Source organism: Paenibacillus provencensis (assembly GCF_042678545.1).
Taxonomy (GTDB): Bacteria; Bacillota; Bacilli; order Paenibacillales; family Paenibacillaceae; genus Paenibacillus; species Paenibacillus provencensis.
Genome location: NZ_JBHTKX010000006.1, coordinates 43,130 through 65,748 on the forward strand (window position 1 = coordinate 43,130; position 22,619 = coordinate 65,748).

General features: G+C 46.8%; 18 protein-coding genes. 3 read left to right on the forward strand and 15 right to left on the reverse strand.

All coding sequences use genetic code 11. The features are described from left to right. Positions 1-34: 34 nt before the first annotated feature. From ACFQ3J_RS23165 to xylA, 6 genes are all read right to left on the reverse strand, one after another. Entirely contained in the window at positions 35-1,159 is a 1,125-nt protein-coding gene (locus tag ACFQ3J_RS23165) for a transglutaminase domain-containing protein (RefSeq protein WP_091161330.1), read from the reverse strand. Between the two features lie 183 nt (positions 1,160-1,342). After that, positions 1,343-3,658, reverse strand: a complete 2,316-nt coding sequence (locus tag ACFQ3J_RS23170) for a YcdB/YcdC domain-containing protein (protein ID WP_251584528.1) — start codon at positions 3,656-3,658, stop codon at positions 1,343-1,345. A 249-nt stretch (positions 3,659-3,907) separates the two neighbouring features. Next, entirely contained in the window at positions 3,908-6,049 is a 2,142-nt protein-coding gene (locus ACFQ3J_RS23175) for a glycosyltransferase (protein ID WP_311287990.1), read from the reverse strand. A gap of 18 nt (positions 6,050-6,067) precedes the next feature. Next, positions 6,068-6,766, reverse strand: a complete 699-nt coding sequence (locus tag ACFQ3J_RS23180; protein WP_251584530.1) for a glycosyltransferase family 2 protein — start codon at positions 6,764-6,766, stop codon at positions 6,068-6,070. 273 nt (positions 6,767-7,039) lie between these two features. After that, positions 7,040-8,533: a xylulokinase gene (gene xylB, locus ACFQ3J_RS23185; protein WP_251584532.1), complete on the reverse strand. Its 1,494-nt coding sequence runs from the start codon at positions 8,531-8,533 to the stop codon at positions 7,040-7,042. 142 nt (positions 8,534-8,675) lie between these two features. Then, complete coding sequence (gene xylA / locus ACFQ3J_RS23190; RefSeq protein ID WP_091161334.1) at positions 8,676-9,992, reverse strand: xylose isomerase; 1,317 nt, start codon at positions 9,990-9,992, stop codon at positions 8,676-8,678. Between the two features lie 167 nt (positions 9,993-10,159). Between xylA and ACFQ3J_RS23195 the strand changes: the two genes are divergently transcribed. Continuing rightward, positions 10,160-11,320 (forward strand): ROK family transcriptional regulator, encoded by a 1,161-nt coding sequence (locus ACFQ3J_RS23195; RefSeq protein ID WP_091161336.1) that lies wholly within the window; start codon positions 10,160-10,162, stop codon positions 11,318-11,320. A gap of 201 nt (positions 11,321-11,521) precedes the next feature. Further along, positions 11,522-11,719: a hypothetical protein gene (locus ACFQ3J_RS23200; RefSeq protein WP_091161338.1), complete on the forward strand. Its 198-nt coding sequence runs from the start codon at positions 11,522-11,524 to the stop codon at positions 11,717-11,719. Positions 11,720-11,883: 164 nt separating this feature from the next. Here ACFQ3J_RS23200 and nagZ read toward each other — a convergent pair whose 3' ends face one another. The 3 genes from nagZ to trxB form a co-directional block, all read right to left on the reverse strand. Beyond that, positions 11,884-13,242 carry a beta-N-acetylhexosaminidase gene (nagZ, locus tag ACFQ3J_RS23205; protein ID WP_251584534.1) on the reverse strand — a complete coding sequence of 453 codons (1,359 nt, stop codon included), beginning with the start codon at positions 13,240-13,242 and terminating at the stop codon, positions 11,884-11,886. A 167-nt stretch (positions 13,243-13,409) separates the two neighbouring features. After that, entirely contained in the window at positions 13,410-13,646 is a 237-nt protein-coding gene (locus tag ACFQ3J_RS23210; protein WP_091161342.1) for a glutaredoxin family protein, read from the reverse strand. A 63-nt stretch (positions 13,647-13,709) separates the two neighbouring features. Then, the gene (trxB, locus tag ACFQ3J_RS23215; protein WP_251584536.1) at positions 13,710-14,651 is read right to left on the reverse strand and encodes a thioredoxin-disulfide reductase; all 942 of its coding nucleotides are present in this window, start codon (positions 14,649-14,651) and stop codon (positions 13,710-13,712) included. A gap of 333 nt (positions 14,652-14,984) precedes the next feature. Here trxB and ACFQ3J_RS23220 point away from each other — a divergent pair, with 333 nt between their 5' ends. Further along, positions 14,985-15,716 carry a ZIP family metal transporter gene (locus ACFQ3J_RS23220; RefSeq protein ID WP_091161345.1) on the forward strand — a complete coding sequence of 244 codons (732 nt, stop codon included), beginning with the start codon at positions 14,985-14,987 and terminating at the stop codon, positions 15,714-15,716. Positions 15,717-15,866: 150 nt separating this feature from the next. Here ACFQ3J_RS23220 and ACFQ3J_RS23225 read toward each other — a convergent pair whose 3' ends face one another. The 6 genes from ACFQ3J_RS23225 to deoC all read right to left on the reverse strand — a co-directional run bounded on the left by ACFQ3J_RS23225 (position 15,867) and on the right by deoC (position 22,496). After that, positions 15,867-17,819, reverse strand: a complete 1,953-nt coding sequence (locus ACFQ3J_RS23225; RefSeq protein WP_091161443.1) for a heavy metal translocating P-type ATPase — start codon at positions 17,817-17,819, stop codon at positions 15,867-15,869. 494 nt (positions 17,820-18,313) lie between these two features. Next, positions 18,314-19,156: a sugar phosphate isomerase/epimerase family protein gene (locus ACFQ3J_RS23230; RefSeq protein ID WP_251584538.1), complete on the reverse strand. Its 843-nt coding sequence runs from the start codon at positions 19,154-19,156 to the stop codon at positions 18,314-18,316. A 29-nt stretch (positions 19,157-19,185) separates the two neighbouring features. Next, on the reverse strand, positions 19,186-19,938 hold the full coding sequence (gene kduD, locus ACFQ3J_RS23235) for a 2-dehydro-3-deoxy-D-gluconate 5-dehydrogenase KduD (protein WP_251584540.1): 753 nt from the start codon (positions 19,936-19,938) through the stop codon (positions 19,186-19,188). A gap of 18 nt (positions 19,939-19,956) precedes the next feature. Beyond that, positions 19,957-20,709 carry a DeoR/GlpR family DNA-binding transcription regulator gene (locus tag ACFQ3J_RS23240; RefSeq protein WP_251584542.1) on the reverse strand — a complete coding sequence of 251 codons (753 nt, stop codon included), beginning with the start codon at positions 20,707-20,709 and terminating at the stop codon, positions 19,957-19,959. 63 nt (positions 20,710-20,772) lie between these two features. Next, positions 20,773-21,603, reverse strand: coding sequence for a 5-dehydro-4-deoxy-D-glucuronate isomerase (kduI, locus tag ACFQ3J_RS23245; RefSeq protein ID WP_251584544.1), 831 nt, complete (start codon positions 21,601-21,603; stop codon positions 20,773-20,775). Positions 21,604-21,818: 215 nt separating this feature from the next. After that, a complete protein-coding gene (gene deoC / locus ACFQ3J_RS23250; protein ID WP_091161352.1) occupies positions 21,819-22,496 on the reverse strand; it encodes a deoxyribose-phosphate aldolase in 678 nt (225 codons plus the stop codon). Positions 22,497-22,619 lie beyond the last annotated feature (123 nt).

Sequence of the window (22,619 nt, forward strand, 5' to 3'; positions counted from 1 at the left end):
CTTTATGCATTGGACCCAGATCTTATTGCGAGCTTTATCTTACTAGCTTCCAGTTTACTTTCACCTTTAAATCTCCGGTATCCTCAAAATCAGATACATAATAGGATATGGATCTAATTCCGAGACTGTACAGCTCCTTAAGTGCTTGAAACAATTCATTCTCTTCCCCATCATAACGGAATATAACGAAATTGGCCTCCTCATTCATCTTGGATTGAACCCGTTCCCTCAGCTCTGCTGATGTTTGAATAATTTCATCCTCATTGTACAAACCATAATTCAGCGTTTCGTACAGACGCTTATAAGCAGCATATTTATCATCATTTTTTTGCATCAGCACATGAATGGCTTCACGATATGGCGTCGCCGCGGCAGGATATTGCTCCTCCCAGGTATGGTCCTGCCCCATTTCTTCATCCGTCAGCAAATAGTAATTGTAACTGACCTTGCCCGGTTGATCCGGTGTAGGATCGTCCCAGGTTGTGTCCATGTGATACCAGACTCCATCCAATAACAGCAGGTTCCAAGCATGCAGCTGACCTCCAGCATGCCCTTCAATGATCCGATTCGTAATGCCTGCTTCTGTAAGCATTCGATAAGTAAGAAGCGAGTAGCCTTGACACACAGTGCTTCCCGTTGAAAGTCCGTCGTAAGCTGTATACTTCTGCATTGTTTCATCATACGCCAGATTCAGAACCACATAGTTGTGAATGGCCTCCACCTTCTCATGATCGTTCATGCCCGGCTTAATGATGTCAGCAAGTATTTGGTCCACTCGGGAATTAACATAGGCAGTCTGCTCTAAGGATTCCCTAAATTTAAACTCAATGTTTACTTCAGCTGAAGCGTTCGTTCCCTTGTAATGATAGGCATAGCTCTTGAGAGTGTACTGAATGTAAGAATCGCTTCTCATCGCCTTCTCTATGGCTTCCTGCAATGTGGCTTTTAAGACTTTTACTTTACCTATATAGGTAAATTGAAATTGATCTGTCCTGTTTGCCATGGCAGTCGTAAGCACCTCATGTAATTCTTCCGAAGTGATTGCGTTTTCATTAGACGCGGCGTATAACGTATGCAAATGAACTGACCGGGGAATGGCTCCTATAAGCACGATACCTAGCAACATGACAATAAATAATCCAAATCGGCGTTTTCTCATTGATCATCCTGCCTCCCTTCCGGTAATCAACTTATGTCTGGCAGAAATATTGTAGCATAAACAAGCTTCTGCTCCATGTTCTTGTTTTGTCGATGAGACTCGAAAAAAGCTTCCCTTATCAGGGAAGCCTATTCTTATACATATTCACTTTGTCTCCATTTAGTTCTTAGCCATATTAAAAATTTAATAATATCGATACGACCACTTATCACTCGTAAAATAATCCAGTTTATTCTGGAGTCCAGCAAGCCGGTCTATCACCTCTGCAGCCTCTGACACGGATACAGGACGGTCCGGGAGAAATCTGCCTTCAATAAGAGGAAGAATGCCCAGTCTGATGGCCATGGAAGCGGCTCCTTTATTATCAATCTGTGCAGCATCTGCCACATTTGGCAAATCGGTTCCCTGCTGATAGAACCTAGCCAGCTTGTCGTACCCCAGCATGGCGATAATCAACTCAGACAGCTGACCTCTCGTGATTGAATGGTTTGGGGCAAAGGTTTCTTCTGCATCTGGCTCAATCCATCCCTGCTCTGCCAGCCGGCTAAGCACCGTATAGTAAGGACTGTCCATATCAATATCAGCAAACAGCTTCGCCGAGTTGTTTGAATAATAACCATTCGTCTGCACATGTGGATCAAGGGCCCGCGCCAAATACATATACCAGTCGCCCTTCGTTATGTTCCGCTCCGGCTCGATCTTACCTTCAATATCGGGAACGAGCACTCCATGGGTAACCATCCGCTGCATGACGGCTTCCGCCTCATGTCCGGCAATATCAACCACCAGGTCATTGGCAGGATTTGTGCCAGACGAGTACATATCCCGAAGCTTGCCTGTTGTTCCATCAATAACCTTGGAGGCATATAGCTGAGCTTCTCCCTGAGACGGCATATATACCAGCTTTATCGGCGGGATCTCTTCACCCGTGTTATTGTAGTATCCGTAAGATGCTTGGTAACCAAGCACCATCACAGTAGCGTCCAAATAGGATGTTTGTGCTTCGTCTTGAGTAATGCTGGCTTCCTTCGCCTCTGGCAGCTCGTCAGTCTCCGCACTTAAGGTTGTATAAAATGTGTTCACTTGACCGGACTTTGTCATAGATATATTCACGTTATCCCCTATGACCCGAAGCCCATTCAGATAGCGGCTATAAACAAAGTTATACCCGTCTTCCATGGAGATCATCTGGCTTAATCTAAGCTCTGTCACTGCGTTAGGAACAAGAGATAATACCAGATCAGCAGCTTGTTCTTTGGCAGCTTGCTCTGAAATCCCTTTGCTGGACGCACCCTGATTCTTACTGCTGCTATGATACCATTCATAATAGTCCGTCACTCGGCCTGTTTCTGCATCGACTTGAACATTGATGTCGCTGGCTTCATTACCGCTTTGATTCGTAAATCTTACATTCCATACTTTCTTCACGGCTCCGCGCTGAGAATTCCGGTTAAGAGACACATCGGTGACCGTGTAATCTTTTAATGAAGGAAATTTGTTCTTAATGAGGGCAACAACCTCATCGCGGGCTGGCGGATTCGCTGCAGGCTCAAAGCTTAAATTCTTCTTAGGCAGCGGTTCATCTAATAGAGATTTATCCGATTCCTCAGAAGTATACACATCGACAACCTTGCCCGTTGCTGCATCCACAATAAATTCCCCAGGAATAGAAGGCACATACGCCAAATAGTACTCCCTGCTGCCGCTGTTATTAGCATAATTTACGGGAACATAAGCCAGCTGCAGGTTGAGATGTTCTTCGAACCGTTCCTTGGCTTCCTCCTTCGTCACCTTAGGAACCGGAGAAGGATAATTGCTCTGTCCTGATGTGCGATTATAACTGATAACCTCACCGCTGTCGTTTACACTGACATAAACTACGTTTCCAACAGCAGGCAGGCCATTTACTTTCAACTGATATGAGAATGAATATTCGGTTCGTCCAAACAGAGAGTTGATTCCCTGATCCATATTCTCGAGAGATGTGTATTCTCCTTCCTTGAGATCAGGTATTGCTTCATGCAGGAATGCTTCGCTGATCTTAGCAGCCGCCTCTTCTGACATACGCTCTTCGGAATCGGCCCTCTGAATGAGATATTCAGGTAAATACGCTGATAATACCTCACCTGTCTCGCTTGATACGGAAGCGCTGAAGCTCGAGGTAGAATTCCCTCTTGTTACGGTATAAGACAGTTCCCATACCTTCTCTTCAGCAATAGGGGAGGTTCTGTTCAATCCCAATTGAACCGAAGTAATAGTTGCCTTTGAAAGCTTGGGAAATAGTTTAAGGATGCTTTTATGCGCTGCTTCGGAAGAAATTTTTGCTCCCTTGGGAATGGTGTTGTCCGTTATGCTCACTGCCGGTTCTTCGCTAACGGATACTTGAGCAGCCGATACTTCCTGAATGGCTCCTTGTGTATGTACACTCAGCATTACAGCAGCAACCGCTGCCGCCACTCTCGTCATCGAGGGTGATTTTTTATTTTTATTCTGATTCAATCCTCTAACGCTCCTTTCTTATTTCCAATCTGTGCCATTATATCATAATACAATCTATGAAATTCCTGATTTACCCAAAATTAAAATTCAAACTTTTTTGACTATATAACGTTCCTTGCAAAAAAGAAAAGCCAGCAAAAAAGAAAAAAGGCTGAACGGCAGCCCTTCTTCCCTATACATGGCTTTATAGGTACGATCTCATCATCTTTACTGTAACATACAACTTATCTCACTCTACCATATCTTTTTCTAACGCAAAACCCCGTTCTGCAATTTTTCTTTCAAATACTGCTGATTATAGAGCATGCTCGGATGCGTGGGATGGTACCTGAGAGCCAGCTCATTATGGTAATTGGCCTGCTCGTGATCACCCAGACGGTCATAGCAGACACAGAGCTGCAGGTGCGGAATCCATGTCCATGATGGCTCATCGATGTTCGCTAACGGGTCTTCCGGCCGCTTCAGCGATACAGCCGTCTCAAACCAATGAATCGCTTTATTCCACTCCATACGCTCTGCAAACCAGGCTCCGATCCGGCAGCATGCTTCCGCGCGAGGAATCTCATAGGTAAATGACCTAAATAAGGCTGCAAGCTCCTGCTCCTTCATCCCAAGCCTTCCCATACATTCGGCCAGCTTCATGCATGCCGACAAGTTATCTTCGATCCAGCCATGCCCCGAGTCGAGGAACCTCGTATACCATCGAACGGCTTCTTCATTCAAGCCATGATCTCGAAGCTCATTTGCATAATAATACTGATCTCTGGCAGTAAATGCCTCTCCCTGTTCTTCAAGTCTTTTGTATATCCGTAAATTACGGTCTGTATATTCCTTGTCTTTTTTGTGAGTTACCGCGATGTTCGTATGAATAATGTTGCCGGAGACAGCCAAATATTCATGCACAGCACCATGCCACTCAAAGCCTTTATCTCTTCGGACCAGCCGATTTCTTCTCAGCTTATGGCTCACATTGCCGGATCCGTCAAAGGCCAGATGATATTCCATCGACAGTCCATCAATGGACGAATCAAGCCTTTCCCTCCAATCAAGCAGCTGCTGCCGGTCCTTCTCCTCAAACACATCATCCGCATCAAGCCATAAGATATACTCTCCTTCAGCCTGACTGAAGGCAAAATTCCGGGCATCCCCAAAGTGATCCTTCCACGTATAGTCTACAATTCTGCAATCGTAATCCTTCGCAATCTCGCGAGTACGATCCGTTGACCCCGTATCCACAATGACGATCTCATCCGCTATTTCCCTCACCGAATCGAGACATCGCGCCAGCGATTTTTCCTCATTCTTCACAATCATACACAGACTAATGAGAATGTGCTTGCTTCCCTCTGTCCCTTCTCCCGTATGCTTTGAGGCAGACTGAAGAAAGGCTGTGACCCCGTCCAAATCCGAATCCCGATAAATATGGTAAGCCGGGTAATGAGTATCCACATGCAGCTTGACTCCTAGCGCCTGAGCTCTCACACAGAAGTGACGGTCCTCACCCCAAAGCGTGAGATTCTCGATACGTGCAAATCGTACTCCCTTCTCAAGCGCAGATCTACGAATCAAGGTACAGGCTCCAAGCCCGCCTACTTCGTACCTTCCCTTCTTGCGCAGCCTTCGCATAAAATCGGCGCTTCGTCTCTGCTTCTCTTCTTCCGTAAGCTGCTCATTTCGACTCTCTTCATATAATGTATATTCATCTCGCAGCCATACCTGCGGCATTTCAATCGTTCCCGGCTGCCAACGGGTCCAGAAGAGGTTCGCCACAATTTCCTCCTCACCGTTCAAGAGCTGCGTCAGTGTGGCTGGATGAAGCACCAAATCGGAATCCAGCAGGAATAGGGCATCAAACGCTTCCTCTATTGCATAAGAAAGAATCCAATCCTTCAAGGCTGCTACCCGCCATATATATTCTTCAGGCCAATAATGACTGTATTCATTCCGGGTGTAGACCTGCGTATTCTCATTTACACGTGGGTCATCCTCTGCGGTTGAAACGGTCACAATGGATTCCTGTAAACTGGAGATTGATGCCTCCACCTTGGATATTTCTGTCCGTGGCGTCTCTGCTATCGACATCTCCAGAGTACCTGCCGTATCTTCTGCATTTACTGATACAGATGCTGCTCCTGCTCGGCTCCGCTGGATCACTGTTTTTTTTGGCTTCTCGATCGCTTTTGCCTTTACCACTCTTCCGCCATGCTTCCGTACAAAGGCTCTTAACTGTTTAGACGAGGCCTGAACCTCATTGTCATCAATGAATACATAGCTTACCTCGATCTCATCCTCCCGGATGGAGAGTGAAGACAAAGAGCTCAGAAAGGCCTTTAACACATTCGGTGATTGACGTACAGGACTTGCGATCAGGATACGCTGCAGAGCTGACATAGCGCCTTCGTCCTCCTTTTAATGAGATTTCCATGCTACAAGGGAAGGGGCCGTATCCAGAATAGATTCATACTGCTCCTTCCATCCATATTTCGCCTCAGGGTCCAGCTTCCTGTACCGGACATATTTATGCAAACGGTCCTCCCGTCTGGCCCAGCCGAAATGCTGAATACGAGCTTGATGACATATGTAAGGAAATTCAAATATATTCAGCGGGAATCTTCCACAGTGCTGTGGAGTTTCTTTCCATCTATACATCAGAGCCGGGTTGAATTTGACTAGAAAAGGCCGATAGATCTGGTGAGCACGCCAATATAGGTCTTCCCGGTAATGCGTTTCGTCCCACATATCAAATAGTCGAAAATAAACAGCCTCATGAGGCCCCTTCGTTATCTCATGCAAGCCCTCACCCCATCGATCCTCCAATATTTCATCTGCATCCAGATTAAGAATCCATTCAGCTCCTGCCTGAGCAGCTGCCTCCCATTGCTGCTTGCGGAGAGATACTTCATCCGAGAAATGAGACTGCTTATTACGGATTAGGACAAGCTCCACTCCCTGAAGGAGCTCTTCACACAACTCCGGCGTTCCATCCATACTTCTATCATCAATGATGACCGCTTGATCAATCCAGGGACGGTGCTGTATCAAAGCACGTTCCAAATATCGATCTATCTCATTTCTCACGATCATGGACAACGTAATTTTGCCAATCACATGTTTCCCCTCCTACCCAGCCAAACTGCCTGTTGATTGTCCTGAGCCAGTCAGCAGCCTCCATTTCCAATTTATTCGTGAATTTCTGCCGATATTCGGCTTACTAGTATCAATTTCATAATACCTTTAGCTGCTTAGATTAAGGGTATATATAGCTTCAAATTCACCTTTTTAATGAGTTGTGAAATGGTATCCCTATTACGAGAGAAAAATAAAAAGCCACCCGCCTTATAAAAGACAGATGGCTTGTGCTCAGCATATTCACAACTTTTATTATCTATACTCAGCAAGCTTCTCATTCAGCTCACGAGTTTGTCCATATACTTCCTGGTACAACGCAAAGAGTTTGTCGTAAGATGCTGCCGTTTCCGGGTTCGGCTCATAGGTTTTGGCTGGACGGATAAATTCTGCGGCAACCTCCTGCAGCGAATCAAACCAACCGCAGCCATATGCGGCAAGAATTGCAGCACCCATGGCAGGACCCTGTTCACTTTCGAGCTTGATGATCTTCGCATTAAAGATGTCGGCCTGCATTTGCAGCCAGGTCTCATTCTTGGCGCCGCCTCCGATGGAGATGACCTCGCTAATCGTCTTGCCGGCACCGCGGATAATATCAATCGACTCTCGAAGAGAGAACGTAATTCCCTCAAGCACAGCACGACCAAAATGCTGAAGCGTATGGCTTGCATCCATACCGATAAAGCTGCCGCGGATATTTGCATCAGGATGCGGGGTACGCTCACCAACGATGTATGGAGTAAACAACAGCCCGCCGCTTCCTGCAGGAATCTGGTCAATGCCTTGCAGCAGCAAATCAAATGACAAGTCCTTTGCGAAGGTTTCCTTGAACCAGGTCAGGCTGTAGCCAGCTGCCAACGTAACACCCATAATGTAGTAGGCATCCTTCTCGGAGTGATTGAAGAAGTGAACCTTCCCTTCAAAATCGAGGTTCTTGCGTTCCTCATAGGATAGAACAACTCCGGAAGTACCAATACTGCTCATCGTCTTCCCTTCACTTAAGATCCCTGCGCCAATGGCGCCGCAAGCATTGTCGGCTCCGCCGGCAAATACTTTCGTTTGAGGTGTAAGTCCCGCTTCTTCTGCAACCTCTGGCAGCAAAGTGCCAACCAGATCAAAGGACTCCACCAATTTCGGGCATAGGGAGAGCGGCAAGGAAAATGCACTCGCGATCTGCTCGCTCCACGATTTCGCCGCAGGGTCCAAGAGCAGCGTTCCAGCTGCATCCGAATAATCCATCGCATAATCGCCAGTCAACCGGTAGCGTACATAATCCTTAGGCAGCAGGAACAGCGCTGCTTGGCCCAGAATTTCAGGCTCATTCTCCTGCACCCACAAAATTTTAGGCAGTGTAAAGCCTTCAAGCGCACGGTTGCGTGCAATGGACAGCAAATCCTGACCCAGTGTATCCTCAATCTTGCGGCACTGTGCTGTCGTACGTGTATCATTCCACAGAATAGCCGGACGGAGAACGCTTCCTTCTGCATCCACAAGCACAAGTCCGTGCATTTGTCCTGAGAAGCTGAGACCTTCAACTTCAGCCGGATCAATACCTGAGATCTCCATCAATTTGCGCAAGGATACAATCGTTTGCTGTACCCAATCCTCAGGATTCTGCTCACTGTAACCAGCCTTGGGCTGATACAGCGGGTAAGCCTCCGATGCTTCATATAATACATGCCCGCTGCGATCGACTAGAACCGTCTTTACGGCGCTGGTTCCCAAATCTACACCAATGACATAACTCATCTTATCTCCTCCTCTTCTTCTAAAAAAAGAAACGTCCCCATGCCCTTCGCTTACGCCAAAGGCCGGGGACGATCCGAAAGTCTCTTTAAAACGTCCTATTGGCTCTTAAATATTGCTTGTATAGCTTCAACCGCCGGGACGATTAGTCAGCCAAGATGTATTGGTTAAGAGTTGCCTTGAGCAGCTCTTGACGGCCGGATTCATTCTTGCGAGGTGTTTCGTTGTTCAGTGCATATTCAGCCAGGGAAGCAAGTGTCGCTTTGCCTTCAACGACTTCAGCACCGATGCCTTCACTGAAGCTGGAGTAGCGTTTCTCGATGAAATCATCGAATACACGATCTTCGATCAGTTTTGCTGCAACTTTGAGACCTTTCGCATACGTATCCATACCTGCAATATGAGCCAGGAACAGATCTTCTGCTTCGAAGGAAGCGCGACGAACTTTCGCGTCAAAGTTCACGCCGCCTTTACCAAGGCCGCCATTCTTCAGAACTTCGTACATTGTGAGTGTTGCATCATAGATGTCTACAGGGAACTCATCAGTATCCCATCCGATCAGCAGATCGCCTTGGTTTGCATCCAGAGATCCGAGCATGCCGTTGATGCGGGCAACACGAATTTCGTGGTCAAATGTATGGCCAGCAAGTGTTGCATGGTTTGCTTCAAGATTCAGTTTGAAGTGCTTGTCTAAGCCGTACTTTTGCAAGAACGCGATAGATGTAGCAGCATCAAAGTCATATTGATGTTTTGTCGGCTCTTTTGGCTTAGGCTCGATCAAGAATTGAGCATCAAAGCCGATTTCTTTGGCATAATCAACGGCCATATGGAACATGCGAGCGATGTTGTCCTGCTCCAGCTGCATGTCTGTGTTCAAGAGTGTGTCATAACCTTCACGGCCGCCCCAGAATACATAGTTCTCAGCGCCAAGGCGTTTACCCACTTCAAGACCTTTCTTAACTTGAGCTGCTGCATGTGCATATACATCAGCGTTGCAAGTTGAAGCAGCACCGTGCATGAAGCGAGGGTTAGTGAACATGTTTGCCGTGTTCCAGAGCAGCTTCTTGCCTGTTCCTTTCATTTGGTCTTCAATCAGGTCAACAATCGTATCGATGTTGCTGTAGAATTCACGAAGCGTGCTTCCTTCTGGAGCAATATCCACGTCATGGAAGCAGAAGTAAGGAAGGTTCATTTTCTCCATGAATTCAAAAGCAGCCTCTACGCGGACTTTAGCCAGATCCATGCCGGAATATTTATCATAAGAACGAACTGCCGTATTTGTACCGAACGGGTCGGAACCGCCGGCTGTAAGTGTATGCCAGTAAGCCATACCGAAACGGAAATGCTCTTCCATTGTTTTGCCGGCTACGACTTCTTCGGGATTATAAAATTTAAATGCGAAAGGATTCTTGGACTCTTTACCTTCATAAGCAATTTTATTAACGGATTCAAAATAGGCCATGTTACAAAGCCCTCCTCAAAATTAGTTTAAAACTGTTTCGCGAAATCGTTTACACCGTTATACTATCACACTCGAAATACTTTGTCTATTGGTTAAACAAAGTTTGTTTTTTGAAATGATTTTCGTTACAATAGTCTTTATATCATCACAAGGGATGTGCTTTATCCATGGCAATTACCGGAGATCAGGCTCTGGTCAAGAAAATAAATAAGTCCATTATTCTGAGCACGATCCGGGAACATGCCCCGCTCTCCAGAGCAAGAGTATCGGAGCTCACCGGACTGAATAAGGCTACCGTTTCCAATCTGGTGACGGAGTTAATTGAGAACCATCTCGTCACAGAGCTTGGCCCAGGCCAATCAAGCGGCGGACGCAAGCCGCTCATGCTTCTTTTTAATAATACTGCAGGTTATGCTGTCGGCATTGAGCTGACTGTTGCCAAGCTTCGTGGTGTTCTCACCGATCTTGCAGGAAATATTCTGCATGAAACCTCTCTGGCTCTTAGTAGTCACGACATTCCGTCCGTCACTGCCAAGATCATCACAATGACCACACAGCTGCAGACCAAGGCTCCCTTGTCTCCGCATGGGGTCATAGGCATAGGTGTAGGCGTGCCGGGAATGGTTGACGAGGCGGGTACGATACTCTTCGCTCCGAACCTTGGCTGGAATACGGTGCCACTCGCGAGTATGCTGGAAGAAGCGCTCGGACTTCCTGTAACGATAGACAATGAAGCAAATGCCGGCGCTTCCGGCGAGCTCCATTTTGGAGCAGGCAAGGGAATGCGGCACCTCATCTATATCAGTGCAGGCTCTGGAATTGGCTCTGGAATCATGATTGACGGCAAGCTGTATAAAGGAGCTTGGGGCTATGCAGGTGAGACAGGGCATATGTCCATTGATGCAGAAGGAAAACAGTGTACCTGCGGAAATCGGGGCTGCTGGGAGCTCTATGCTTCAGAGAAGGCGTATGATGAACCGAATCTTCGGCTTCCGGCAGCAACAACCGGCGAGCTGGTAGCTTATGCTGAACAAGGCAATTCCGCTGTGCTTGAACTGTATCGAAGCATCGGGCATCGGCTGGGCATCGGCATTACGAATATCGTCAACAGCTTTAATCCGGAACGAATTATTGTGGGAGGACCGCTGTCCGAGGCAAGAGAGTATATGGAAGATTCGCTCCAAGAGGTCGTTGCACAGCGGACGCTGCCGTATCACATGCGCAGTCTGCAGATCAGCTTCGCACAGCTCGGAAGCAAATCAACCCTGATCGGTTCCGCATATGGAGCGATCTCTCAATTTCTAGGTCACGTTCGGGTAAGTGCGTAAGATTTCTACTTATACGATATGATTTTACGATAAGCAGATCACATATCTGTACAATATTTGCTAATTCAGACAAAAAATCGTCCCATTTTGAAGTCGCACACACTCCATTTCAAGGTATAATGAATCTAATTGTGTGTCATTTATCACGGCAGAGTCTTACCTTTGTGTGTATACCTTACGTACGAAATGGAGAGAATTCGTGTGACTTATGTGGATACATCTGATATTTCAGCCGCGATGTTTATTTCTGTCTTGTTGTTCCTTATTGTAATCGCTCCTTTGGCTAGTCTAGGTATCCTCAGACTGTTTCAAGGCAGGAAGAAACAAGCCCTTTGGTATATCGTATCCGGAGTAGCCGTTTACGGTATATTCCAGTGGTTTATGTGGTATTTCTTCTAAGCAGCAATAATAGGCATCATCACGTAAAATGTACCCTGTGGGTTATGACTCTTAAATAAAGTCTAGCCTGCAGGGTATTTTCACGGATGATGCCTTACTTTATTTACATCAGGATTTTGCATAATTTATCGTTCTATTTGGGATATATGCATAATCCTCATGTGCTATTTCTTTAACTGGCCGGCGATCTGCTGATGTTCACTTGATCCCACGACCTGCAAAGCCGATTCCTCCACCGGCTTATTCGTTAGTTCGTATTTATATTTCAGCGTTAGAATCCGAAGCACCTTCCGATCAATATCTGCGGCCGAGAGCTCCCCCTTCCGAACAGCCTGTAAGAGCGTGTTATAAGCCTTTTCCGCTTTCGCTGGTGTATGTCCAAACAGTACGATGTCCGCCCCCGCCTGGATAGCCATCAATGCCGCCTCTCCTGATCCGTAATTTTGCTGAATTGCACCCATTTCAAGATCATCTGTAATGACAACCCCATCATATCCCATCTCTTCACGTAAAAGAGTACTGAGCATAACCTTAGACAAGGAAGCAGGCCGAAGCGAAGCATCAATCTTCGGATATTGGATGTGCGCAGCCATCACCATGTCGGCTCCGTCACTTATTGCAGTCTGAAAAGGAACCAGCTCCAGCTCAGCAAGCTCTTCCTTCGTCTTCTGAACAACCGGCAAGCCAACATGGGAATCCACCGTCGTATCCCCATGACCCGGGAAATGCTTTACAGCCGGGATGATGCCGGCTTCCTGCATCCCTTTCATTGTGGCAATGCCCAGCTCAGAGACCGTTTCCGCCGAATCTCCAAACGAACGGTTTCCGATCACTCTATTCTCCGGATTGCTGAAAATATCGAGTACAGGTGCAAAATTGAGATTAAAGCCGAACGCACCGAGCTCTTCTCCGATTACACTTCCGATTTGGGCAGATAAGTCAGCATTCTTATATTTCCCTATCTGTTCATTCGTTGGAAATTCTGTCTTTCCTTCAGGAAGCCTAGAGACCCGTCCCCCTTCTTCATCCACGGAGATGAATAAAGGAATATGTTCTTCTCCATTGCTCTTCTTAACATCATTGGTCAGAGATTGAAGCTGTTTCGGATTGCTGATATTCGGCCCAAATAATATGACGCCGCCCAGCTGTCCGTTACGAATTAACTCCTCTGCTTCCGTGTCCAGCTCCGTTCCAGGGAAACCGGATATAATCATTTGTCCGATCTTGTCCTCGATTGACAGGTTCGCGAGCTGCTCTATGGCTGCCTCCTGCTCAGGTAATAGATCATCATGCTCCGGCTGTATAGATGAGTGACCTTCCCCGGACTCAGAGCCCGACTCTTCTCCAGGCTGTTCCTGTCCTTGCTCCTGCGGTTCTGGCAAGGATGAACCTGAATCTGCCCTAGTGCAGGAGGTGAGCAGGACAGTCATCAGCATGATTAAGATGTAGTAAAACGATCTTCTATGTCCAAAGAATCTTCTTTTCAATTCGGCTTCGCCCCAATTCAGTACATTTTTAATCACAACACTATACTACCCAACTTACGGCAAAAAGAAAAACCGCACCCATCAGCGGCTGTGTCCCTTCAATCGTTTAACCAAGAAAAAATCCATCTTGTCGATGTCTCTCTTCTCTATTAGGTAAGGGAACAACTACCACACAGGGTGCGGTTATTTCATGACTTTATATCTTATCCTTGCGGATTAAGCGCCTTGTGGAACTGCAATTTGTTCATGCCAACGATACGGTGCTCGCCCAGCACGGTTACCGGTACTGCACGAAGACCCATATCCCATACTTGCTGTGCATACTCGTCGCTTTGCTCAATGTTGCGCTCTTCATACTCAATGCCATTCTCTGTGAGATAGCTCTTCACCTGACGGCAATGCGGGCAGTTGGTAGAAGTATATACAATTGCTTTATCCATGATATTCACCTCGTAGAAAGAAATTATAAGTACGTTCAAAACGATAGTTCAGCTATATATTAATTAGTTGGCAACCGCGCTATGCTCCAGGCTCTCAATGAATTTCTCAGCATCCATCGCTGCTTTGCATCCGCTGCCTGCTGCAGTAATCGCTTGTCTATAACGTGTATCTTGTACATCACCGCAAGCGAATACGCCAGGAATGTTTGTTTCGCTCGTTCCAGGATTTACTACGATGTATCCATTGGAGTCGATTGTTACTTGTCCGTTCAAGAAGCCCGTATTCGGATTGTGACCAATCGCTACGAATACGCCGCTTACTTCAATCATCTCTTCTTCCCCTGTAGCGTTGTTAAGCACTTTAACGCCCTTAACTCCACCTTCACCAGCAACAATCTCAGTCGGTGTACGGTTGAGCGCCCATTCGATCTTCTCGTTGCTGCGGGCACGGTCCTGCATGATCTTCGATGCACGAAGCTCTTCACGACGGTGTACCAGTGTTACTTTGGAAGCGAAGCGAGTCAGGAAGTTCGCTTCTTCCAGAGCGGAATCGCCGCCGCCGATAACTACAATTTCTTTGCCACGGAAGAAGAAGCCGTCGCAAGTCGCGCATGTGCTGACACCATAACCTACGTTCTCCTGTTCCCCAGGAATACCAAGATATTTAGCAGAAGCTCCTGTGGACAGAATAACGGTTTCGGATACGATCTCGCCTTGTCCTTCAACCTGAATCTTGAAAGGACGCTGTGCCATATCAATGCTGTTAACCCATCCAGTACGGAATTCAGCACCGAAACGCTCGGCTTGTTTACGCATATTATCCATAAGCTCTGGTCCCATAATGCCTTCTGGGAAGCCAGGGAAATTCTCTACTTCAGTCGTCGTCGTCAATTGACCTCCCGGTTCCGGGCCTTCAATGACAAGTGGACTCAGATTGGCACGAGCCAGATAAATCGCTGCTGTCAGACCCGCAGGGCCTGTACCGATAATGACTGATTTATACATTTAAATAACCTCCCGCTACTATCCGCAAATTGCTGCAATATACATACTTTGAATGAACCAGTGTCAAGCAAACATACAATATGTATTAGAACCTGAAATACAACATAAACTCAAAAAAGAGTTGTCCCCACAAAAAGGATCATGAATAATGTATTGAATGGCTCCACTTGTTCATGAAATCGTCGCCTTTACGGAAATGCAATACATAATTTATAATAATTCTAATCTAGTCATCATTATGAGCAATTTCAAAGTCGATGTCAATGCTCATTTGTCAGTTGATGTCGCCTGAATTACTACATATGCAGCATTGAGGAGGGAATAGAAAAAGATATGGTTGAGGCATTAATAGGAAGTGTTATATCGGCCTTGTCTACAGGACTTGGCGCCATCCCGATCTTGTTTATGAGCAAGGTCACACACCGGCTCCGGGACATTTTGCTGGCCTATGCGGCCGGGATTATGACCTCAGCTTCACTCTACAGTCTCATCCCGGAAGCACTAGGTCAGTCCAATCTGCTGGTCCTATTCATAGGGATCCTGGCGGGAAGTATCGTTCTCCTCGTTCTGGAAATGTATATACCGCATATTGATCTGGAAAATCCAGAATCACGGCCCTTCAACATTGAAGGCAAAGCGTTTCTGATCATTGCTGCAATAACGATGCACAACTTGCCAGAGGGCTTGTCTGTCGGTGTCAGCTATGCCAGTTCAGATGACAGCTTAGGCAACCTGATCGCGTTGTCCATCGGTCTGCAAAATGCACCGGAAGGTTTTCTCGTTGCCCTATTTCTCGTTAATCAAAATATCGGTCGCTTCAAAGCACTGGGTATTGCCACCTTGACAGGTGCTGTAGAAATTGTAACCAGCATTATCGGCTATTCACTGAGCAGTGTCGTTGATGGACTCGTACCCTATGGCCTTGCCTTCGCAGCGGGAGCCATGATGTTCATCGTGTATAAGGAGCTTATTCCAGAAAGTCATGGAGACGGGAACCAGCGGGTGGCGACGATCTCTTTTATTCTGGGACTTGTTACGATGATTACACTTACCGAGGTATTCTGATCCCAAGGTAGATCATCCTCGCTACCTGCATTGATCCTTTGAAAAACTAGCTTAACGCTATATAAAAGCAAACGCGTCGCTTGCCCAAGGCCTGAAGCCTAGAGAGCAAACGACGCTTTTTTATTCCAATTGCTTGTCTTCGATACAAGGTTATCTTAATAATCGAAGTCCATTTAGAATCACAAGAATTGTACTGCCCTCATGCCCGATCACACCTAGAGGGAGCGCCAGCTCCGAAATGAAATTACCTGCAATCAAAATGGTGATTACGCTAATGGCAAACACGATGTTCTGCTTCACAACGCTTGCCGCACGTCTTGACTGAGTGACACTCCACGCGATCTCTTCAATATTATCGTTCATCAGCACCACGTCTGCGACCTCTATGGCAGTTCCGCTGCCCGACATTCCCATTCCCATACCAACCGTCGCTGCAGCCAGTGCGGGCGCATCATTAACACCGTCGCCAACCATGACGACATGGCCATATTGCTCACGAAGGGAACGAACCCTCTCTACTTTTTGCTCTGGCAGCAGCCCGGCATAGACGAGATCAACTCCCGTTTCCTTCGCAATGACATCAGCGGTAGCCTGACGGTCGCCCGTCAGCATGGCTACCTTGATACCCAGCTCTTGCAGCCGTTTCACTGCCTTCATCGCTTGAGGACGAACCGTATCCCGCAGCGCGATCAGACCGGCAATCTGATCTCCTTGCATAATAACGGAGACTGTCTTGCCCTCATGCTCGAGTTCTGACCTGAGCTGTAACCACGCCGGATCAGTATCCGCCTGATCCAACACATCTGTTTTGCCTACCTTCCATAACTCTCCGGCAATCCTACCCTCAATGCCCCAGCCCGTGATCGCCCGGACGTCCTCAGCCTGAATAAGCGGTGCTCCAGCTGCAATCGCCCTTGCTGCAATGGCCTCTGCCAGTGGATGTGTAGACTGACTTTCCACTGCTGCTGCGTGGGATAGAAGGTTCATCTCGTCATATCCAGAAGCAGCGATCAAATCAGTAACTTCAGGAACGCCTCTCGTCAAGGTTCCTGTCTTGTCAAAGGCCACCACTGCCGTCTTCGCCATATTCTCTACATGAGCTCCACCCTTAAACAATAGTCCTCTTCTTGCACTGCTGGAGATCGAAGACAGCATAACAGGCATGATGGAAGCAACCAAAGCACACGGAGAAGCAACAACCAGGAATACCATCGCCTTATAAAAAGCGTCTCCCCAGGCGATGCCAAACAGCAGCGGCATTGCTAGAACAAGAACAAGAGTAATCAAGACGACCAGTTTGGCATAAATCCCTTCAAATTTCTCAATAAACCGCTGAGAAGCCGGCACTTCGGATTGCGCTTCCTCTACCAATCTGATGATCTTCGAAAACAAAGTATTATCGGCTGGCTGAGTCACTTCAATATACAAGGCCCCTTCGCCGTTCATTGTACCGGCATAGACCTCATCTCCTGCGCTTTTCTCCACTGGAATCGATTCTCCTGTAATGGAAGCCTGGTTCACAGCTGAGTAACCCTTGTATACTTTACCGTCGGAAGGTAATATTTCGCCTGGCTTAACCAGCAGCAAATCTCCGGGCTGAAGCAGCTCAATTGCGACCTGTTCCACTGTGCCGTCCTGTAACCGCAGCGCTGTCTCAGGCTTCAAGCCAATCAAGGAAGAGATATCTTTATGACTGCGTTCCGTAGTGTAGCTCTCAAGCGCACCGCTGAGCGCAAAGATAAAGATAAGCATCGCCCCTTCATTCCAATATCCGATCGCTGCCGCTCCTATGGCCGCAGCAATCATTAGAAGGTTCACGTCCAGATCCCTGTCTTTGACGAGTGTCTCCACACCTTCCTTGGCTTTGGCCCATCCTCCTATCGTATAAGCTGCAATATACATCACGATAGAAATAAGCTCATACCTTCCTGAGATCCCCCATGCTGCCAGCATCATAATTCCGCTGCCGAGAGCCGCCTGCATCTCCCGGTTCTTGAGCATCATCTTGAAATTCGGGCCTCTCTTGCGCCCGGGACGCTTAGGAGATAGTCTGTGCTCATCCACTTGTGCCGCTGTACTAATTCGTGGCTGAATAGCCTTCATATTCATCACAATCCTTTCTTCATCGCTTACCTTCTAATTGAGAATGAGAGCCATTGTTAATGGCCTTAAAATGACACATGCTGCTTCGGGAATCCCGAAGCAGCATGGTTTTTCGTAAAAATTGCATTGTGACATCACTGAGAATGATAATCATTTTTGCGTCTATACAATAATTTTTGTTTAATGCAACTTTTACTGTATTATATACCTGGCTCACAGAAATTGTAAATAGAAATATTCCTATCTGCTCCTCGGTATAAACGTTTCCAGATGTCGGTTTCTGTAATGTAGCCATAACTCTTAAAAAAGTAGTTTTACCCGCATGGTATTTTCGCGCGGTTTCGATACGGTAACGAGATGGTCTAAGAAAAAGTTTGATTACACAAAAAAATCCCCTCTCATTTTGTTACATGAGAAGAGATTTTATGAATCGAGGGTTTTTCATAAACCGGAAAAACAATAATTAATTAAAAACCCTGATATCTAAAAGTGAATTAGTTGTCAGCATGCCATAAGCGCCGTAAATAGGCCGCCGCATCATCTGCCTGTTCTGCTGTTACACCTTCCAGGGAGATGTCGATATGAGGCTTATACGCTTTGAGCAATTCAAAGAATAAAGGATAATCCAGTATGCCCTCGCCGGGTACAGGATTGTACTTCTTCCCGCTCACATCAAAAGCGACATCCTTGGCATGGATGGCGATCATTCGATCGTACAGCTGATCAAACACATCTCGCAAAAAATCCGCCTGATTCACGACATGCTCTACCTTTATAAGATTGCAAGGGTCAAACAGCAGCCCGACACTCGATGACGGAACCTCCTCAAGCAGGCGCTGCATATGCTCTCTCGTATGTAAGGTATGGACGGACACGGGCTCGATAGCCACATGAACACCCCATTTGTCCGCTTCCTCTGCCAGTTCAAGCACTGATTCACGCAGCACCTGAAATCCCTGCTCCTCATAGGAAGTCGGATGAGTCTCTTTGTACGTTGTAACACTTCCTGTTTCTGTGGCTACGATGCTGCAGCCAAAATCACGAGCATAACGCAAGTGCTCTTTAAATCGTGCCAGTTCTGACTTCCTCACAGCAGCATCCGGATTTACCGGGTTAATATAACACCCCAGCACAGCGATCCTTATGCCTTCCTTGTGGAATTGCTCCCCTACCCAATTGGCCAAACCAGGGCTCAGTTTACCATTAGAAGAATCGATATCTGACAATGCCTTGGCCAGTGCAAGCTGAACCGATGTGAACCCGCTGCCGGCGATGCGAGCTGCCAGACTTGAAGTGGGCTGTTTACCGAACGTATGCGCCAGGACTCCCAGTTTCATGTTCTCGTATCCTCCTTCTCAAGTGAGCATTATCGAGCGAGCCAGCCTCCATCTACATTCAGAACGTGTCCATTCAAATAATCTGAAGCGGAGGAAGCCAAAAATACCACTGGCCCTTTCAGATCCTCCGGTGTTCCCCAGCGTCCTGCTGGAATCCGGGCTGTAATATCCTTATAGCGGTTCTCATCGTCTCTAATTTGCTGGGTGTTGTTCGTCACCATGTATCCTGGGGCAATAGCATTGACCTGAACCCCTTTGCCTGCCCATTCATTTGCCAGTGCTTTGGTTAAGCCTGCTACCGCATGCTTGCTGGCTGTATATCCGGGCACATTGATACCGCCTTGATAAGACAGCATAGAAGCAATACTAATAATCTTGCCGCTTCCGCGCTCAATCATATGCCTTCCGGCCAGCTGACTTAAGAAAAATACGGTATTCAGGTTGAGGTCAATGACATCATGCCAGTCCGAAGCTCCATGATCAGCTGCCGGCGTACGGCGGATGATGCCTGCATTATTGACAAGAACATCAATTCTTCCCTGAAAATGAAGTGCCTGTTCGAAGACCGATGGCAGCTCTTCCTCTTTGCTTAGATCAGCCTGAATACCCACTGTCTTACGGCCCAGCTGCTCGATTGCCTGCACCGTCTCTGTCGGCATGGAATGGGATACAGCGATGATATCGGCACCAGCTTCTGCAAGACCGATGGCCATGCCTTGACCCAACCCTCCGGAGGTACCAGTAACCAGCGCTACTTTTCCACTGAGATCAAAACTGTTCATATTTCTCTATGCCTCCCGCTAATTATCAATCTTCACTCCCATGCTTTCATATGGAGCCTTCAATTCATCCGTAAGTGCTTTGTCGCTTATAATCACATCGACTTCTCCACATGATGCAAAAGTACGCAGAGCAAATCGACCAAATTTATAATGATCCACTACAGCATAGACATGTTGGGCCGTGTGGATCAGCGCCTTTTTGAGAGAGACCAGATCCCCTGTATATATAGAAAAACCGAATTCAGGATGCAGAGCCGTCGTCGAAATAAAAGCCTTGTGGATGTTCAATCTGGATATAAATCGCTCTGTCTCATCACTGACCAGCATATTCCTTACTCTTGAGCCACCTGGCACCACGAGACGAATCTGATCTTTACGAGTCAGCTCAGAAATGATGAGGAGGTCATTGGTAATCACCGTCAGCGGAATATTCTCCAGCAGACGTGCCATCTCAAGTGTCGTGCTTCCTCCGTCAAGGGCGATGACATCATACGGCTCAATGTAAGTAATCGCCCGCTCTGCGATTTCGATCTTCTCTGGATTGTGCTTCTCCAGCGCACCCATGCTGGTCAGAATGCCATATTGATCATTCTGGGCTAGCATGGCTCCCCCGTGCACCCGCACGAGGAGACCCATGCTCTCCAGCTTATCCAAATCTTCCCTGATAGTCTTTCCAGTCACTTCAAGGAGCTCGCTTAACCCATTGACTGTTACTTCCTGCTTGGCAATGAGCAGCTCCATTATTTTTTCATGTCGTTTCATTGAGTTCATATTTCATTCAACTTTCTTATGATTACTTGATTGATATTATTCTTTGTTATTGATTGGTTTGTGTTATTTCAGCTCCGTCATCTTCACGCCGTCCATATCATCAAAGGTTTGATTCTCTCCTGCCATAGCCCAGCAGAACGTATAGTTGCTCGTTCCTACGCCGCTATGTATGGACCAGCTCGGTGAAATCACTGCTTGGCCTTGACGGACAACTAGATGCCTTGTTTCTTCAGGCTCTCCCATCATATGGAATACAACTCCATCCTCTGGAAGGTTAAAGTACAAGTACACTTCAGAACGACGATTATGCGTATGCGCTGGCATGGTATTCCACATGTTCCCTGGATCGAGCTCTGTGATCCCCATGACCAGCTGACAGCTCTTGATTCCGCCTTCATGAATGTATTTATATATGGTTCTTTCATTCGACGTCTGAATACTACCTAAGTGAGCTGGCGTGGCTTCCTTCTGTGTCGCCTTCGTCGTCGGGTAAGCATGATGAGCAGGTGTGGATACAAAATAAAACTGTGGAGCTTCTCCTGATCCTGAATGGAAGATCACTTCCTTCACACCAAGGCCGACATACAGACACTCTTTACTTCCCATCTCATACCGAACCCCATCGGCAGATACCGTTCCATGACCACCGATATTAATGATACCGATTTCACGACGAGCCAGAAAAAAGTCGGTCCCAATATCCTTCAAATTAACTTCCAGCTTGATATCCTGTGACTCTGGAACCGCAGACCCTACGATGTAGCGATCCACATGAGAATACACGGTAACGAGCTCATCTTTTGCAAATAAGTGATCGATCAAAAATTCCTCACGTAGACGGCTGGTATCATAGTTCTTCACTTCATTTGGATGAGCAGCATAACGATTTTGCATCTGATATCAATCCTTTCGTATGTCTTGGTTTATATTGGAAGTTCATATAGGTTTATTTTAGTTTATTTTAATCGATTTGTGTACTCTTTTATCTTTGAAAAATATATCTCTGCTCCAACATTGTATAAATCATGGCGATTCATTGCCTTCTTCTATTATGAATGTAAAAAAGCGACCCCTCTCGGGATCGCTCATCATTCTAACCTTATATTCGTTTAGTAGCTGCTGTCAGAACGCTCACCTTTTGCAATCGCAACGCCGCCGCTTGTTCCAATACGAGTAGCTCCCGCCTGAATCATCGTTAATGCATCCTCGCTGCTGCGGACTCCTCCAGAGGCTTTCACGCCAACATCAGGTCCCACTGTTTTACGCATGAGTGCGATATCTTCCTTCGTCGCTCCCCCTGTAGAGAAACCCGTGGAAGTCTTCACAAAATCAGCACCGGCTTGTACAGCCAGCTCACATGCACGTACCTTCTCTTCATCCGTTAAGAGGCATGTCTCGATAATGACTTTGGTCAGTGCTTTGCCTTTAGCAGCGTTAACAACAGCCGCGATGTCCTCGCGAACATACTCATCATTGCCATCTTTGAGCGCACTGATGTTGATCACCATGTCCACTTCTGTTGCTCCATTGTTAATAGCATCTGTAGTTTCGAAAGCTTTTACCGCAGAAGTTGTTGCGCCTAGAGGAAAACCGATTACAGTACACACTTTAACCTCAGGCGTGTCTTTCAGTACTTCGTAAGCGGCAGCAACAAAAGCAGGATTGACACATACGGATGCAAAGCCATAGGTCTTCGCTTCCTCTGCCAATTTGATGATATCCTCTTTGCGGGCATCGGCCTTAAGCAGTGTATGATCAACCAAAGGAGAAATCGCTGTTTGATTCATATTTATCGTCCTCACTATCGTTATATTCTGTAACTCCACATCTAATCATACCAATACTAACTAGGTTTGCAAAGGCAGGCTAGATCTATTCATGTGCGTGAGTAAAAAAGAGCACCTTGCTCG

Excerpts from the sequence above, each read along its gene's own strand:
- ACFQ3J_RS23165 (WP_091161330.1), bottom strand. The coding sequence starts at position 1,159 with ATGAGAAAACGCCGATTTGGATTATTTATTGTCATGTTGCTAGGTATC.
- ACFQ3J_RS23175 (WP_311287990.1), bottom strand. The coding sequence starts at position 6,049 with ATGTCAGCTCTGCAGCGTATCCTGATCGCAAGTCCTGTACGTCAATCA.
- xylB (WP_251584532.1), bottom strand. The coding sequence starts at position 8,533 with ATGAGTTATGTCATTGGTGTAGATTTGGGAACCAGCGCCGTAAAGACG.
- xylA (WP_091161334.1), bottom strand. The coding sequence starts at position 9,992 with ATGGCCTATTTTGAATCCGTTAATAAAATTGCTTATGAAGGTAAAGAG.
- ACFQ3J_RS23195 (WP_091161336.1), top strand. The coding sequence starts at position 10,160 with ATGGCAATTACCGGAGATCAGGCTCTGGTCAAGAAAATAAATAAGTCC.
- ACFQ3J_RS23210 (WP_091161342.1), bottom strand. The coding sequence starts at position 13,646 with ATGGATAAAGCAATTGTATATACTTCTACCAACTGCCCGCATTGCCGT.
- trxB (WP_251584536.1), bottom strand. The coding sequence starts at position 14,651 with ATGTATAAATCAGTCATTATCGGTACAGGCCCTGCGGGTCTGACAGCA.
- ACFQ3J_RS23220 (WP_091161345.1), top strand. The coding sequence starts at position 14,985 with ATGGTTGAGGCATTAATAGGAAGTGTTATATCGGCCTTGTCTACAGGA.
- ACFQ3J_RS23225 (WP_091161443.1), bottom strand. The coding sequence starts at position 17,819 with ATGAAGGCTATTCAGCCACGAATTAGTACAGCGGCACAAGTGGATGAG.
- ACFQ3J_RS23230 (WP_251584538.1), bottom strand. The coding sequence starts at position 19,156 with ATGAAACTGGGAGTCCTGGCGCATACGTTCGGTAAACAGCCCACTTCA.
- kduD (WP_251584540.1), bottom strand. The coding sequence starts at position 19,938 with ATGAACAGTTTTGATCTCAGTGGAAAAGTAGCGCTGGTTACTGGTACC.
- ACFQ3J_RS23240 (WP_251584542.1), bottom strand. The coding sequence starts at position 20,709 with ATGAACTCAATGAAACGACATGAAAAAATAATGGAGCTGCTCATTGCC.
- kduI (WP_251584544.1), bottom strand. The coding sequence starts at position 21,603 with ATGCAAAATCGTTATGCTGCTCATCCAAATGAAGTGAAGAACTATGAT.
- deoC (WP_091161352.1), bottom strand. The coding sequence starts at position 22,496 with ATGAATCAAACAGCGATTTCTCCTTTGGTTGATCATACACTGCTTAAG.